The following is a 14,052-nucleotide window of genomic DNA, read 5'->3' as shown; positions in this document are numbered from 1 at the left end:
TACCCCACGGCCGGAGATGGCTGTCAAGTACACGCTCACGAACCGGTTCGCGCCCGCCGGCCCCCGCCCCTGCTCACGCCTGCCTGGCGGAGTCCGGCACCCGCTCCAGGAGCGCCACCGGCAGCGGCCCGAACAGCTCCGCCACGCGCGCGTGCCCCTGGAACTCCCGCCCGGGGACCAGGACGTCGGCCCACCGGCCCGGCGGCAGCGGCAGCCGTGTGTCGGCCCAGCCGCCCGCCTCCGCCAGCCGCAGCGACAGCCGGGTCACGGCGGTGACCACCTCCCCGGAGCGCGCGAACGCCGCGCAGTGGGCCGCCGCCGGCCCCTCGGCCGCCAGCGGGGCGTAGTCCGCCGTCCGGCCGAAGACCTCCGGCCGGCGCGCCCGCAGCCGCAGCGCCGCCGCCGTCATCGCGCCCTTCTCGCCGGGGGCGGCGGGCGGGAAGTCCACCGGCCGCCGGTTGTCCGGGTCCACCAGGGCCCGGTACTCGGCCTCCGTGCCCTGGTAGAGGTCGGGCACGCCCGGCATCGTCAGGTGCACCAGGGCCATGCCCAGCACATTGGCCCGGATGTACGGCTCCAGCTCGGCGCGGAAGGCGGCCATCCGCTCGCCCGGCGCCCCGCAGGGCCCCTCGGTCACGAACCGCTCCACGGCCTGCTCGTACGGCGGTTCCTGCTCCGTCCAGCTCGTGTACAGGCCCGCCTCGCGCACATGCTTGAGCAGGGCCTGGCGCACCCGCTCCGGGTCGGCCTGGCCGAGCCCGAACACGGTCTGCCAGGCCGCCCACGCCACCTGCGCGTCCGGCCCGGACCCGCCCTCCCCGGTCACCTCGGCCAGCACCCGCGCCCAGCGCTCCGGGCACTCGGTCAGCACGGCGAGCGCCGCCCGCACATCGGCGCTGCGCTTGGTGTCGTGCGTGGAGACCACCGTCCCGGTGACGGGCCAGTCGCGCTGCACGCGCGCGCAGTACGCGTGGAAGTCCTCCGGGGACACGCCCGGCTGTCCGGGATCGCCGCCGACCTCGTTGGCCGACAGCAGCGGCACGTACCGGTAGTAGGCCGTGTCCTCCACGGACTTCGCGCGCAGCGCCGAGGCGGCCTGCGCGAATCGGGTCCGCAGCTCCACGACGTCCGGCCCGTCCCCGGCCCGCCCGGTCACCAGATCGCGTACGACGTCCACGGCCTCGCCCTCCTCGGGCACCGTGAAGGCGAGCCGGGCCTCGGCGGCGGCCTCCTCGGTGACCACCGAGGCGGCGTCCGTACTGGTGTACGGCCGGTACACCTCCAGGCGGACCAGCAGCTCCCGCAGCGCGGTGCGCAGCGCCCAGGGGGCCCGGTCGCGCAGCGCCGGGTCGGGCGCCTCGGCGCACACCCGTGCGGCCACCCGGGTCAGCCGCTCGGACTCGGCGGCCAGCTCGTCCGTGGCCACCGCGTACGCCGCCCGCCGCACGGTGGCCGCCCAGTCGCCGCCCCGGTCGGTCTGCGGAGCGGCGAAGCGGCGGTACTCGGCGAGCAGCCCGTCCGCGCCGGCCGGGTCCGTGAACAGGCCGTCGACGCGCCGCAGGGCGTCGTAGCCGGTGGTGCCCGCGACCGGCCAGGCCGGCGGCAGCCGCTCGTGGTCGGCGAGGATCTTCTCCACGACCGTCCAGCGGCCGCCGGTGGCCTCGTACAGCCGGGCGAGGTAGGCGTCGGGGTCGGCGAGCCCGTCGGGGTGGTCGATCCGCAGCCCGTCGAGCACGCCCTCGCGCAGCAGCTGGAGGATCTTGGCGTGGGTCGCCTCGAACACCTCCGGGTCCTCCACCCGTACGCCGATCAGCTGGGAGATGCTGAAGAAGCGCCGGTAGTTCAGCTCGGTGCGGGCCAGCCGCCACCACACCGGGCGGTACCACTGCGCGTCCAGCGCCTGCGCCGGCGGCAGGTCCTCGGTCCCCTCGCGCAGCGGGAAGGCGTGGTCGTAGTAGCGCAGCACCCCGCCGTCCGCCTTCAGCTGGTCCAGCTCCTTGCCCAGGGGCCCGCCGAGCACCGGCAGCAGCACCTTGCCGCCCTGCGCGTCCCAGTCGATGTCGAACCAGCGCGCGTACGGCGATCCGGGGCCCTCGCGCAGCACCTCCCACAGGGCGTGGTTGTGGCGCGGGTCCATGGCCATGTGGTTCGGGACGATGTCCACGATCAGCCCGAGGCCGTGCTCCCGGGCGGTGCGGGCCAGGGCGCGCAGGCCCTCCTCGCCGCCCAGCTCCTCGCGTACGCGCGCGTGGTCGACGACGTCGTAGCCGTGCGGGGAGCCGGGGACGGCCTCCAGGACGGGGGAGAGGTGCAGATGGGAGACGCCGAGCGAGGCCAGGTACGGCACCGCCGCGGCGGCGGCCGCGAACGGGAACTCGGGCTGGAGCTGGAGCCGGTAGGTGGCCGTGGGCACGGCGGGTGCGGGGCGCTCGGAGTGCTCGGAGGGCTCGGGTGTCATGAAGAGCTACGTACCCCTCCGGCCGGGTTTCGTGTCATCGCCGCGGCCGTCTCCTCACGCCCGTGCGGGCGTTCGAGGCCGCTCGTCACTCCGCCGGTGGCGTGCGCGCGGTACCCGGCAGGGGCGGACGGCGGTGACGGGGCGGGCCCCCCGTCACCGCCGTCCAGGCCCGGTCCTAGGCCGGGCGGTGCAGGACGACCAGGCTGCGGTCCGCCAGGGCGAGCCGGTCGCCGGCCCGGACCTTGCGGCCGGTGCCGGGCGCGACCGGGGCCGTACGGGCGGTGTCGACCACGACCTGCCACTGCGGGCCGTGGTCGACCGGGACGACGAAGTCGAGCCGCTTGGGCGCCGCGTTGAACATCAGCAGGAAGGAGTCGTCGGTGATGCGCTCCCCGCGCTGGCCGGGCTCCGAGATCGCGTTGCCGTTGAGGAAGACGGTCAGCGCCGAGGCCCGCGCCGAGTCCCAGTCCTGCTGGGCCATCTCCTGCCCCTCCGGGGTGAACCAGGAGATGTCGGACAGCTCGTCGTGGGTGCCCTCCACGGGCCGCCCGTGGAAGAAGCGCCGCCGCCGGAACACCGGGTGGTCCTTGCGCAGCCGGGCCATCGCCCGCACGAACTCCAGCAGCTCGCCGTCCGGCCCGCCGTCCTGCTCGCCGTCCTTCGGCCAGCGCACCCAGGACAGCTCGTTGTCCTGGCAGTAGGCGTTGTTGTTGCCGCGCTGGGTGCGGGCGAACTCGTCCCCGTGGCTGATCATGGGCACGCCCTGGGACAGCATCAGCGTGGCCAGGAAGTTGCGCGTCTGGCGGGCGCGCAGCTCCAGCACGTCCGGATCGTCGCTGTCGCCCTCGGTCCCGCAGTTCCAGGACCGGTTGTGGCTCTCGCCGTCCCGGTTGTCCTCGCCGTTGGCCTCGTTGTGCTTGTCGTTGTAGGCCACCAGATCGTGCAGCGTGAAGCCGTCGTGGCAGGTCACGAAGTTGATCGAGGCCAGCGGGCGGCGGCCGTCGTCCTGGTAGAGGTCGGAGGAGCCGGTCAGCCGGGAGGCGAACTCCGCCAGCGCCCGCGGCTCACCGCGCCACAGGTCCCGTACGGTGTCGCGGTACTTGCCGTTCCACTCGGTCCACAGCGGCGGGAAGTTCCCCACCTGGTAGCCGCCCTCGCCCACGTCCCAGGGCTCGGCGATCAGCTTCACCTGGGAGACCACCGGGTCCTGCTGCACCAGGTCGAAGAACGACGACAGCCGGTCCACCTCGTGGAACTGGCGGGCCAGGGTGGCCGCCAGGTCGAAGCGGAACCCGTCCACGTGCATCTCGGTGACCCAGTAGCGCAGCGAGTCCATGATCAGCTGGAGCACGTGCGGGGAGCGCATCAGCAGCGAGTTCCCGGTGCCCGTGGTGTCCATGTAGTACCGCGGGTCGTCGGTGAGCCGGTAGTACTGCGGGTTGTCGAGGCCCTTGAAGGACAGCGTCGGGCCCAGGTGGTTGCCCTCGGCGGTGTGGTTGTAGACCACGTCGAGGATGACCTCGATACCGGCCTCGTGCAGCGCCTTGACCGCCGACTTGAACTCCAGCACCTGCTGGCCGCGGTCGCCCCAGGAGGCGTACGCGTTGTGCGGGGCGAAGAAGCCGATCGTGTTGTAGCCCCAGTAGTTGTTCAGGCCCATGTCGACCAGGCGGTGGTCGTTGACGAACTGGTGTACGGGCATCAGCTCCAGTGCGGTGACACCCAGCTCGACGAGGTGTTCGATGATCGCCGGGTGGGCCAGCGCCGCGTAGGTGCCGCGCAGCTCCTCGGGCAGCCCGGGGTGGCGCATGGTGAGGCCCTTGACGTGCGCCTCGTAGATCACGGTCTCGTGGTACCCGCGCCGCGGCAGCCGGTCATCGGCCCAGTCGAAGTACGGGTTGACCACCACCGACGTCATGGTGTGCGGCGCGGAGTCCAGGTCGTTGCGCCGGTCCGGGGCGTCGAAGTGGTAGCCGTAGACCTCCTCCCCCCAGCGGACCGAACCGCTGATCGCACGCGCGTACGGGTCGAGCAGCAGCTTCGCGGAATTGCAGCGGAGCCCGCGCTCCGGGGCGTACGGGCCGTGCGCCCGGAACCCGTAGCGCTGCCCCGGCATGACGCCCGGCACATAGGCGTGCCGGACGAACGCGTCGCTCTCCCGCAGTTCCACCGCCGTCTCCGAGCCGTCGTCGTGCAGCAGACACAGCTCTACTCGGTCCGCGGCCTCCGAGAAGACCGCGAAATTGGTGCCGGCGCCGTCGTACGTGGCGCCGAGTGGATACGCCTCTCCAGGCCAGACCTGCATGGACTCGACTCTTTCAGGTGTGGGGCGCCGCGGTTGGCGCCTTGGCCCGAGTGTCCCCGAAAGTGAGCGGACCACCTATGACTTCGCCACGGGTGCGTCGCCGGGCCGCGAGAGGGCCGCCCGGCCAGGGATGCCGTCAACGCTATGAGGCACCTCACTCCGCCCCCGGCCGGTGACCGGAACGCGTGTGCGGGGTGGGCAAGTTGAGAATGGAGCCGTCCATCCGGCTGCACCGCGGACCGCTCCCGGAGTACCCTTCCTTGATCGTTGGGACGGGGAGTGCTCGGGGGAGCGGAAGGCGGTGCACGGGTGGGCTCGGGAGGCCGCGAGCTTCCTCCTGGTGACGAGGTTCACGAGGGGAACTCCGCAGAGGTCCCGCCCGGTGCGGTGTCCCTGGCCCGGCCGATGGACGCGGGTGCCATCGGACCGGAGCTGGACTGGGACGCCGGCGCCTGGGGCGAGGTGCGCGTCCGCGCCCAGCGGGCCGGCCGGGCCTATATCTGGCTCAACCTCGTCGAACAGCGGCTGCGCGCCGTCGTCTCCGCCGTGCTGCGGCCCGTCTACGAGCCCGTGCACGGCGACGACTGGGTGGTCGCCGCCGCCGGACCGGCCGGCCAGGAGTGGGTCCAGCGGGCCGTGGCCGTGCGCGAGGTCAGCCGCCGCAAGGGCTATCTGCTCGACCCGGCCGACGACAATGTCATCAGCTTCCTCACCCTGCCGCAGCTGCGCGAGCTGATGGTCCAGCACTGGCCCTGCTTCGAGCCCTACCTCGACGAGCGCCGGGACGTCGAACTCGCCCTGGACGAGCTGGAGGTGACCCGCAATGTCGTCTCCCGCAACCGGGCCCTGTCCGAGGCGGTCCTCGGCCAGGCCGAGCGTGCCTCGGCGCGGCTCCTGGAGATCCTCGGCACCGGCGGCGACGTGCCCTCCGCCCGCCGGCTGCCGGTCGACGCGGTGGAGGACCTGGTCGGCGACCGGTACGCGGACGTGGTGGCCGTGCACCCGGACCGGGTGCGGCTCATGCGCCAGTTCCCGGCCGAGGACATCTTCGGCGGCGCCCGCCGCCTGGACGCCATCGGCATCGGCCTCAACCTGCTCGTGCAGAACTTCTCCGGCCGCCGCCTGGTGCGCCTGGCCGAGTCCGGCTGCCGGGTGCGGCTGCTGTTCCTGAACCCGGCCTCCAGCGCGGTGAAGCGGCGCGAGCGCGAGATGGGCCTCAAGCGCGGCGAGCTGAGCCGCTCGGTGGAGATGAACATCCTGCACATGCGCCGGGTCCGCGCCCGGCTGCGCGACCCGGACGCCTTCGAGATCCAGGTCTACGACGAGACACCGCGCCTGACGGCCTACCTCGTGGACGGCGACGGCGCCGACGGCATCGGGGTCGTGCAGTCCTATCTGCGGCGCAGCCGGGGCATGGAGGCGCCGGTGTTCGTGCTGCGCAACGGGAACAAGGTGGTCCGGGCCGACCAGGGCGACGACGTCGGGCTGTTCTCCGCCTACCGGGAGGAGTTCGAGATGATGTGGGCGGATTCGCGCCCGGTGTCCTGAAACGCCCTCACGTGGGCCCTGTCGTCCCGCCGGAGACGGGCCGCCGGGGCGGGAAAACGGAACGCGGCCCTCTGATTGTCAGTGGCGCGTGCGAGGGTGGAGACCACTGGGGGAAAGCACCACCGAGAAGGGGGGCCGCCATGGGCTGGCACCGGGAGCCGCTGATCGGCTTCGACCTGGAGACGACCGGGACCGATCCGCGTGAGGCGCGCATCGTCACGGCAGCCGTGATCGAGGTCAGGGAAGGCGAGCCGGCCGGGCACCGGCAGTGGATGGCCGATCCCGGCGTGGAGATCCCGGCCGACGCGGTGGCCGTCCACGGGATAAGCAACGAACGCGCGGCCGCCGAGGGCCGCCCCGCCGACCAGGTGGCCGACGCCGTCGCGGACGTCCTGACCGGGTACTGGAAGACGGGCGTCCCGGTCGTGGCGTACAACGCCTCCTTCGACCTGACCCTGCTCGCCGCCGAGCTGCGGCGGCACGGGCTGCCGTCGCTGAGCGAGCGGCTCGGCGGCGCCGCGCCGGGGCCGGTCGTCGACCCGTACACCATCGACCGCTGGGCCGACCGCTACCGCCGCGGCAAGCGCACCCTGGAAGCGGTCTGCACCGAGTACGGCGTGGTCCTCGACGCGGCCCACGACGCCTCGGCCGACGCCCTCGCGGCGGCCCGGCTGGCCTGTGCGATAGCCGTCCGCCACCCGAAGGTCGCGGCCCTCGGTCCGGCGGAGCTGCACCGCCGCCAGATCGAGTGGTACGCGGCCTGGGCGGCGGACTTCCAGGACTTCCTGCGCCGCAAGGGCGACCCGGCCGCCGTGGTCGACGGGACATGGCCCCTGCGGGCGCCGGCGGACGAGCGGGTCTGACGGCGGCCGGGCGGGTCAGACGGCGGCCGGGCGGCTGCCGGTGAAGGAGAGACCCAGGGGGGTGGCGCCCGCGCGGCTCAGAAGGGGTGCCAGCGCACCGTCTCGTCGCCGTCCCGCAGGGACGCCACCCGGCGCTCGAACTCGGCCAGCGCCTTGGGGTTGCCCGGGGCGTGCTGGGCGACCCAGGCGCAGCTGGCCGTCTCCCGGGCGCCGCGCAGCACCGGGCAGCCCGCCCACTCCCGTACGTCCCAGCCGTAGGCCGCGGTGAAGGAGTCGTAGGCCGCGGCGGGCAGGCCGTAGCGGTCCCGGGACAGGGCCATCACGACGAGGTCGTGCTCGCGCAGGTCGGCGGAGAAGGTCTCCAGGTCGACCAGGACCGGCCCGTCGGGACCGATGTGGACGTTGCGGGGCAGCGCGTCGCCGTGGATCGGGCCCGGCGGCAGGTGCGGGGCGAGCGCGGCGGCGGCCGTCGCGAAGCCGTCGCGGCGCTCACGCAGATACGCCGCGTCCGCCGGGTCGACGGCCGCGCCCGCGAGCCGCAGCCAGCGTTCGACCCCGCCCAGCAGTTCGCGGGGCGGCAGCGCGAAGCCGGGCGCGGGCAGCGCGTGCACGGTCCGCAGCAGCGCGGCCAGGTCCCGGGGTTCGGCCGGGCGCACCGCGTCCGGCAGCCGGTGCCACACGGTGACCGGGTGCCCGGCGACCAGCAGCGCCTCCTCCCGGGCGGCGCGCACCGCGGGGACGTCCGCCTCGGCCAGCCAGCGCGCGATCCGCAGCTCGCGCCGCGCGCGCTCCAGCAGTGCGGCGTCGCGGCCCACCTTGACGACGAGGTCCCCGGCGGCGAAGACGGCGTTCTCGCCCAGGGCGAGCAGCCGCGCGTCCCGCGCCGGGCCGGGCAGCACGTCCGCCTCGGCCAGTACGTCCCGCGCCCGTGCCTCGTCCATCGTCCGCCTCCGTGTCCGTGTCCGTGTTCATGCCGGTGTCCAGGCCCGTGTCCATCGCTCGGGTCCGTGCCGGGCCGGGGCCCGGGGGGCGAGGGCCAGTGTCGCATCCGTACAGGTGGGAGGTGGTGCCGGTAAAAGCTTTGCACGAGACGTCTCGTCTCGTTTAGGGTCCGGGGCATGACCACTCGCGCACACATCGCGATGTTCTCCGTCGCCGCCCACGGGCATGTGAACCCCAGCCTCGAAGTGATCCGCGAACTCGTCGCGCGCGGTCACCGGGTCACCTACGCGATCCCGCCGGCCCTCGCCGAGAAGGCCGCCGGGACCGGCGCGGAGGTGAAGCCCTGGAACTCCACCCTGCCCGGACCCGACGACGACCCCGCCGCCTGGGGGGCCGCCCTGCTGGACCACGTCGAGCTGTTTCTGAACGACGCGATCCAGGCCCTGCCCCAGCTGATCGAGGCGTACGCCGGGGACGAGCCGGACCTCGTCCTGCACGACATCACCTCCTACCCGGCCCGCGTCCTCGCCCACCGCTGGGGCGTGCCCGCCGTCTCCCTCTCGCCCAACCTCGTGGCCTGGCAGGGCTACGAGGAGGAGGTCGCCGAGCCGCTGTGGGCCGAGCCCCGGCGAACCGAGCGGGGCCGGGCCTACTACGCCCGCTTCGCGGACTGGCTGGCGGAGAACGGGATCACCCTGCACCCGGACACGTTCGCCGGCCACCCCGACCGCTCGCTCGTCCTCATCCCGCGGGCGCTGCAACCGCACGCCGACCGGGTGGACGAGCGCGTGTACACCTTCGTCGGCGCCTGCCAGGGCGACCGGGCCGCGCAGGGCGGCTGGCAGCGGCCCGCCGGGGCCGAGAAGGTGGTGCTGGTGTCGCTCGGCTCGACCTTCACCAAGCAGCCCGCCTTCTACCGAGAGTGCCTGCGGGCCTTCGGCGACCTGCCGGGCTGGCACCTGGTGCTCCAGATCGGCAGGCAGGTCGACCCGGCCGAGCTGGGTGACGTACCCGCGAACGTCGAAGTGCGTTCCTGGGTGCCGCAGTTGGCGATCCTGCGCCAGGCCGACCTGTTCGTCACGCACGCCGGGGCCGGCGGCAGCCAGGAGGGGCTGGCCACCGCGACGCCGATGATCGCCGTACCGCAGGCCGTCGACCAGTTCGGCAACGCGGACATGCTCCAGGGGCTCGGGGTCGCCCGCCACGTCCCCGCGCCGGAGGCGACCGCCGAGACCCTGCGCGCCGCCGCCCTCGCCCTGGTCGACGACCCGGAGGTGGCCCGGCGGCTCAAGGACATCCAGGCCGGCATGGCCGCGGAAGGAGGGACGACCCGGGCGGCCGACCTGATCGAGGCCGAACTCGCCCGGCACCGGTGACACACACCTAGGCTGGGTGGATGACGATGTACGCGGCGCTGCTGCGCGGGATCAACGTGGGCGGCAGCCGGAAGCTGCCGATGGCCGGGCTGCGCGCCCTGCTCGAAGAGCTGGGCCATGGCAGCGTCCGGACGTATCTGCAGAGCGGGCAGGCCGTGTTCGCCGCCGGGCAGGGCGACGAGGAGTCGCTGGCCGCGGACCTCACCGCCGCGATCGAGCAGCGGTTCGGTTTCCCGGTGGACGTGATCGTGCGCGACCACGCCTATCTGCGGGCCGTCGCCGAGGACTGCCCGTTCCCGGCCGCCGGGCTGGAGCCCCGGCAGCTGCACGTCACCTACTTCTCGCACCCGGTCGACGCGGCCCGCTACGCGGAGATCGACCGGGCCGCCCGCCTCCCCGAGGAGTTCCGGCTCGGCGACCGCGCCCTGTATCTGTACGCGCCGGACGGAATCGGCCGCTCCAAGCTCGCCGAGCAGCTGGCCCGGCGACCCGCGCCGCCGGGCCTGATCGCCACCAGCCGGAACTGGAACACCGTCCTCAAACTCGTGGAGCTGACCGCAGGGTGACCTCCCGCACCCAGGTGCGTGGTGTACGAGGTGATCACCCGCGGCACGGTGAGGCGGGCCTCCCGCCGGTACAGCCGCCGCCACTCCTCGTCGGTGCGGGCGGCGGCGACCGCGTCGAGCAGGGCGAGGCCCGCCTCGGTGAGGTCCGCGTCGCCGAGGACCTCCGGGCCCCAGTAGTCCAGGGCAGCAGCTCGACCCCGTTCAGCGCGGCCAGGTCGCGCAGCACATCACCGGCGACGAGCCACAGCCCCTTGCCCCACTCCAGCCCGACCACCCCGAACCGCTCCTCGGGCGGCCGCGGCGCGGTCAGCGGGGTGCCGCCGCACTCGCGCAGGATGCGCAGGACGTCGGTCACACAGCGCGACTCGGCGTCCTGGTGCAGCCGGTCGGGGGATCGCGTAGCCGAACCGCTCGCCCTCGCCCCGGTGGATGACCAGATCCCGCACCAGGCGGGCGAGTTCTTCTGGATCGCGCGGCAGGCCGCCGACGCCGAGGCCCCCCGGGTCGCTGTACGGGGTCTGCCGCAGGTGGTGGCCGTCGTGGAGAGCGCGGGCGGGGCCGTGGTGGAAGTCGTCCATGCCGCGACCCTCGGCCTTGCCCCAGGGACAAGGTCAAACCAGCGCGTCCAGCCGGGCCAGCTCGGCCGCCGGGAGCCGGACCCCGGCGGCGTCCAGGTTCTCCTCCAGGTGCGCGAGGGTGCCCGTGCCGGGCGTCGGGCAGAGCACGGGGGAGTGGTGCAGCAGCCAGGCCAGGGCGACCTGGGCGGGCACCGCACCGTGCGCCGCGGCGATCTCCGCGCACACCGGATGCCCCGTCAGCTCACCGTTGCCCAGCGGAAACCACGGCAGGAACGCGACGCCACGCTCCTCGCACAGCGTCAGCAGCGGCTCGGCGGCACGGTCCAGGAGGTGGTACCGGTTCTGCACGGAGACGACCGGCACCGACTCCAGGGCGGCCGACAGGTCCTCGGCCGTGACCGTGTCCAGGCCGATGTGCCGGATCTTCCCCTCCGCCCGCAGCGCCGCCAGCGTGCCGAGCTGATCGGCCACGGGCACCGCCGTGTCCAGCCGGTGCAGCTGGTACAGGTCGATCGTCTCGCGCCGCAGCCGGCGCAGGCTCGCCTCGCACATGGCCCGCAGCGACGCGGGCCGCCCGTCCACGTGCCAGGTCTCGGCACTCGTGCGTACCACCCCGCCCTTGGTGGCGATCACCAGATCCGCCGGATACGGGTACAGCGCCCGCGCCACCAGCTCCTCGGCCACCGAAGGGCCGTAGTTGTCGGCGGTGTCGATCAGGGTCACCCCGCGCTCCACCGCGCGCCGCAGCACCGCCACCGCGTCCCGGGCGTCGCCGCGCGGACCCCAGTAGCCGGGCCCGGTGAGCTGCGCGGTGCCGTAGCCGAGACGTCGTACGGGCAGGTCTCCGCCGAGCGTGAACGTCTCCTTGATCACAAGGCCCCCTTGAGTCGGTGCGCGCGCCCTCCGCGCATGGGAGTCTGCTCCCATGCGCTACATCATCATCGGGGCGGGAGCGGTCGGCGGTGCCATCGGGGGGCGGCTGGCGCAGAGCGGACGCGAGGTGGTGCTCGTCGCGCGCGGCGCGCACCTGGAGGCGCTGCGCGCCCGCGGGCTCAGGCTCACCGTGCCCGAGGGCGAACTGACGTACCGGCTGCCCGCCGTGCAGGGGCCGGCGGAACTCGGTGAACTCCGCGCCGACGACGTACTGGTGCTGGCCGTCAAGACACAGGACACCGAGGACGCGCTCGCGGCCTGGGGGCCCGCGCCGGTGGCGGGCGGCGGCACGGCGGCGCAACACCTGCCGCTGCTGTGCGCGCAGAACGGGGTGGAGGGGCAGCGGATCGCGCTGCGCCGCTTCCGGCACGTGTACGGCGTCTGCGTCTGGCTGCCCGCCACCCATGTCGAGCCCGGCACCGTCTCCGCGGCCGGCGCCCCGCTCACCGGCATGCTGCACCTCGGCCGCTTCCCGCACGGCACCGACGAGACGCTGCGCCCGATCGCCGCCGACCTGGAGGCGGCGCGTTTCGAGGCGCCGGTCGTGCCGGACGTGACCCGCTGGCAGTACGCCAAGCTGCTCAGCAACCTCGCCAACGCGATGGAGGCCGTCAGCGGGCCCCTGGTGAGCGAGGCGGCGGGCGAGCTGTACGCGAGGGTGCGCGCCGAGGGCGAGGCCGTGCTCGCCGCGGCCGGCATCGCCCACGCCGACGCGCAGGAGCAGCGGGCGGTACGCGGCGACAAGATCACCCTGGTGCCGCTGGAGAGCGCCCCGCGCGGCGGCGGTTCCTCCTGGCAGTCCCTCGCGCGCGGCACCGGCAGCATCGAGGCCGACCACCTCAACGGCGAGATCGTCCTGCTGGGGCGGCTGCACGGCGTCCCCACCCCGCTGAACGAACTCCTCCAGCACCTGGCCGGCGCCTTCGCCCGGGAGCGCCGGGAGGCCGGGTCGCTGCCGGTGGCGGAGCTGGTCCGGCTGGCGGACGCGGCGGATCGGGAAAGCGGACCAGGAAAGGAGCCGCTCAGTGGACCGTGACCCTGCGCCGGCGGGGCTCTAGCGTCGGCGGTATGACGCACTCCGGTCAGGACACCACCGCTCCCGCCCGGGTCGACTTCTTCTTCGACCCGGCCTGCCCCTTCGCCTGGATCACCTCCCGCTGGCTGCTGGAGGTCGAGCGCGAACGCCCGCTCGACCTCCGCTTCCATGTCATGAGCCTCTACCTGCACAACACCGGCAACGACCTGCCCGGCTGGTACCGGGAACTGGTCGACAAGTCGATCGGGCCGGTGCGGGTCGCGGTGGCCGCCGCCGAGCGGTACGGCGAGCAGAAGGTGCTGCGCGACCTGTACACGGCCTTCGGCACCCGCATCCACGAGCGCGGGGAGACCGACTTCGACGCGGTCGTCGCCGGCTCCCTCGCCGAACTCGGCCTGCCCGCCGAACTGGCCGCGGCCGCGCACGACACGGCGTACGACCCGGCCGTGCGCCGCAGTCACGAGGCCGGCGCCGAACCCGGGACGGGCGGCTATGTGGGGACGCCGACCCTCCATGTGGACGGCACGGTGTGGTTCGGGCCGGTGCTGCGGGCCGTGCCGCGCGGCGCCGAGGCGGCCCGGCTCTTCGACAGCTTCCGGGTGCTGGCCGGCCACGCGGACTTCTTCGAACTCAAGCGCACCCGCACCGGAGCACTCCGCTTCGACTGACCGACTGACCGACTGACTGAATGACCGCCCGCCCGGCTCAGGCGCCGAGGGCCGCGACCCTCGGCAGCCGCGCGGCGTCGTAGCGCTCCAGCAGCACCCGCGCCACCTCCGGCGCCGGGCCGAGCACCTCGGCCAGCACGTCCGCCCCGGCCGCGCCCCGCGCGATCCGGTCGGGCAGGAAGCCGGGCGCCAGTACGTACGGCGCCACCGCCACCTTCGCGCAGCCCAGCTCGCGCAGTGCGCGCACCGCGTCCTCGGTGCGCGGCAGGGAGGCGGAGGCGAACGCGGGCCGCACGGCGCACCAGCCGGTGTGCCGCCACTCCCGCGCGATGTCCGCGATCACCGCGATCGCCTCCGGGTCGGAGGACCCCGCCGAGGCCAGGACGACCCCGGTCGAGGACTTGTCGGCGGGGGACAGCCCCGCCTCGTACAGCCGGCGCTCCAGGGCCCGCGTCAGCAGCGGCGAGGGACCCAGGACGTCCGCCAGGCGCACCCGCAGCCGGGGCGGCGCCTCCCGCAGCACGGCCGGGATGTCGGACTTGGCGTGGAAGGCGCGGGTCAGCAGCAGCGGCAGCGCCACCACCTCCTGGACGCCGTCGGCGTCCAGGGACTCCAGCACGCCCCGCACGGACGGCACGTTGAAGTCCAGGAACCCGGTCTCCACCCGCAGTCCGGGGCGTGCCGCCCGTACCCGCCGCACCAGCGCGTGCACGGTCGCGGCATGGCGCGGATCGCGGCTGCCGTGGGCGATGACCAGGAGGACGGGCTGTGGTGACACG

At 74.1% G+C, this 14,052-nt stretch carries 11 protein-coding genes and 1 pseudogene; 6 read left to right on the top strand and 6 right to left on the bottom strand.

What is annotated here, in order from left to right; all coding sequences use genetic code 11:
- Positions 1 to 73: 73 nt before the first annotated feature.
- Positions 74 to 2,458: a malto-oligosyltrehalose synthase gene (gene treY / locus ABZ858_RS12120; protein ID WP_361375416.1), complete on the bottom strand. Its 2,385-nt coding sequence runs from the start codon at positions 2,456 to 2,458 to the stop codon at positions 74 to 76.
- A 175-nt stretch (positions 2,459 to 2,633) separates the two neighbouring features.
- The gene (gene glgX, locus ABZ858_RS12115) at positions 2,634 to 4,763 is read right to left on the bottom strand and encodes a glycogen debranching protein GlgX (RefSeq protein WP_361375414.1); all 2,130 of its coding nucleotides are present in this window, start codon (positions 4,761 to 4,763) and stop codon (positions 2,634 to 2,636) included.
- A 279-nt stretch (positions 4,764 to 5,042) separates the two neighbouring features.
- Between glgX and ABZ858_RS12110 the strand changes: the two genes are divergently transcribed.
- Both ABZ858_RS12110 and ABZ858_RS12105 read left to right on the top strand, forming a co-directional pair.
- Positions 5,043 to 6,311: an SAV2148 family HEPN domain-containing protein gene (locus ABZ858_RS12110; protein WP_361376161.1), complete on the top strand. Its 1,269-nt coding sequence runs from the start codon at positions 5,043 to 5,045 to the stop codon at positions 6,309 to 6,311.
- Between the two features lie 140 nt (positions 6,312 to 6,451).
- On the top strand, positions 6,452 to 7,174 hold the full coding sequence (locus ABZ858_RS12105; protein WP_361375412.1) for a 3'-5' exonuclease: 723 nt from the start codon (positions 6,452 to 6,454) through the stop codon (positions 7,172 to 7,174).
- A 77-nt stretch (positions 7,175 to 7,251) separates the two neighbouring features.
- Here the strand turns inward: ABZ858_RS12105 and ABZ858_RS12100 are convergent, their stop codons facing one another.
- Positions 7,252 to 8,115, bottom strand: coding sequence for an aminoglycoside phosphotransferase family protein (locus ABZ858_RS12100; protein WP_361375410.1), 864 nt, complete (start codon positions 8,113 to 8,115; stop codon positions 7,252 to 7,254).
- 125 nt (positions 8,116 to 8,240) lie between these two features.
- Here ABZ858_RS12100 and mgt point away from each other — a divergent pair.
- Together mgt and ABZ858_RS12090 are read left to right on the top strand one after the other, a co-directional pair.
- A pseudogene (gene mgt, locus ABZ858_RS12095) lies at positions 8,241 to 9,492 on the top strand (macrolide-inactivating glycosyltransferase).
- A gap of 20 nt (positions 9,493 to 9,512) precedes the next feature.
- Entirely contained in the window at positions 9,513 to 10,058 is a 546-nt protein-coding gene (locus tag ABZ858_RS12090; protein ID WP_361375408.1) for a DUF1697 domain-containing protein, read from the top strand.
- A gap of 34 nt (positions 10,059 to 10,092) precedes the next feature.
- Here ABZ858_RS12090 and ABZ858_RS12085 read toward each other — a convergent pair whose 3' ends face one another.
- Positions 10,093 to 10,413: a hypothetical protein gene (locus tag ABZ858_RS12085; RefSeq protein WP_361375406.1), complete on the bottom strand. Its 321-nt coding sequence runs from the start codon at positions 10,411 to 10,413 to the stop codon at positions 10,093 to 10,095.
- A gap of 256 nt (positions 10,414 to 10,669) precedes the next feature.
- Positions 10,670 to 11,509 carry an aldo/keto reductase gene (locus ABZ858_RS12080; RefSeq protein WP_361375404.1) on the bottom strand — a complete coding sequence of 280 codons (840 nt, stop codon included), beginning with the start codon at positions 11,507 to 11,509 and terminating at the stop codon, positions 10,670 to 10,672.
- A 52-nt stretch (positions 11,510 to 11,561) separates the two neighbouring features.
- Between ABZ858_RS12080 and ABZ858_RS12075 the strand changes: the two genes are divergently transcribed.
- Both ABZ858_RS12075 and ABZ858_RS12070 read left to right on the top strand, forming a co-directional pair.
- Positions 11,562 to 12,605 (top strand): 2-dehydropantoate 2-reductase, encoded by a 1,044-nt coding sequence (locus tag ABZ858_RS12075; RefSeq protein ID WP_361375402.1) that lies wholly within the window; start codon positions 11,562 to 11,564, stop codon positions 12,603 to 12,605.
- 32 nt (positions 12,606 to 12,637) lie between these two features.
- Complete coding sequence (locus tag ABZ858_RS12070) at positions 12,638 to 13,273, top strand: DsbA family protein (protein WP_361375400.1); 636 nt, start codon at positions 12,638 to 12,640, stop codon at positions 13,271 to 13,273.
- Positions 13,274 to 13,310: 37 nt separating this feature from the next.
- Here the strand turns inward: ABZ858_RS12070 and ABZ858_RS12065 are convergent, their stop codons facing one another.
- Positions 13,311 to 14,051 carry a sirohydrochlorin chelatase gene (locus tag ABZ858_RS12065; RefSeq protein ID WP_361375399.1) on the bottom strand — a complete coding sequence of 247 codons (741 nt, stop codon included), beginning with the start codon at positions 14,049 to 14,051 and terminating at the stop codon, positions 13,311 to 13,313.
- Position 14,052: the final 1 nt, after the last annotated feature.

The organism is Streptomyces sp. NPDC047017 (genome assembly GCF_040644175.1).
Lineage (GTDB): Bacteria > Actinomycetota > Actinomycetes > Streptomycetales > Streptomycetaceae > Streptomyces.
This window is presented reverse-complemented; position numbering and strand designations above follow the sequence as displayed.

What these genes read in the sequence shown, in the direction of transcription:
- ABZ858_RS12100 (WP_361375410.1), bottom strand. Translation starts at nt 8,115, where the DNA reads ATGGACGAGGCACGGGCGCGGGACGTACTGGCCGAGGCGGACGTGCTG.
- ABZ858_RS12075 (WP_361375402.1), top strand. Translation starts at nt 11,562, where the DNA reads ATGCGCTACATCATCATCGGGGCGGGAGCGGTCGGCGGTGCCATCGGG.
- ABZ858_RS12070 (WP_361375400.1), top strand. Translation starts at nt 12,638, where the DNA reads ATGACGCACTCCGGTCAGGACACCACCGCTCCCGCCCGGGTCGACTTC.
- treY (WP_361375416.1), bottom strand. Translation starts at nt 2,458, where the DNA reads ATGACACCCGAGCCCTCCGAGCACTCCGAGCGCCCCGCACCCGCCGTG.
- ABZ858_RS12090 (WP_361375408.1), top strand. Translation starts at nt 9,513, where the DNA reads ATGACGATGTACGCGGCGCTGCTGCGCGGGATCAACGTGGGCGGCAGC.
- glgX (WP_361375414.1), bottom strand. Translation starts at nt 4,763, where the DNA reads ATGCAGGTCTGGCCTGGAGAGGCGTATCCACTCGGCGCCACGTACGAC.
- ABZ858_RS12105 (WP_361375412.1), top strand. Translation starts at nt 6,452, where the DNA reads ATGGGCTGGCACCGGGAGCCGCTGATCGGCTTCGACCTGGAGACGACC.